At 71.4% G+C, this 213-nt stretch carries 1 pseudogene; it reads left to right on the top strand.

From position 1 onward, the window contains the following. A pseudogene (locus RA19_RS27070) lies at nucleotides 1-213 on the top strand (hypothetical protein); the annotation flags it as partial.

Here is a 213-nt window from a genome sequence, read left to right as displayed (position 1 = left end):
GGCTGGCCGCCGCCGCCCAGAAAACCGCACCGGGGCTGGTGCTATGGCTCGCTCCCCCCGGGGGCAATATCCGGGACGGCAGGCGGCTGAATCCGGACGGGCTGGCAGACTGCGCCAGCCCCGCCCGTTTCCTGTTCATCCATGCCGCTACCGCTGCGGATCTGCTCTGGGCAATGGAAGAGAGCCTGCGCAGCGGTGCGGCCCCGCTGGTGG

The sequence above is a fragment of the Leisingera sp. ANG-M1 genome (assembly GCF_000813745.1).
Lineage (GTDB): Bacteria > Pseudomonadota > Alphaproteobacteria > Rhodobacterales > Rhodobacteraceae > Leisingera.
This window is presented reverse-complemented; position numbering and strand designations above follow the sequence as displayed.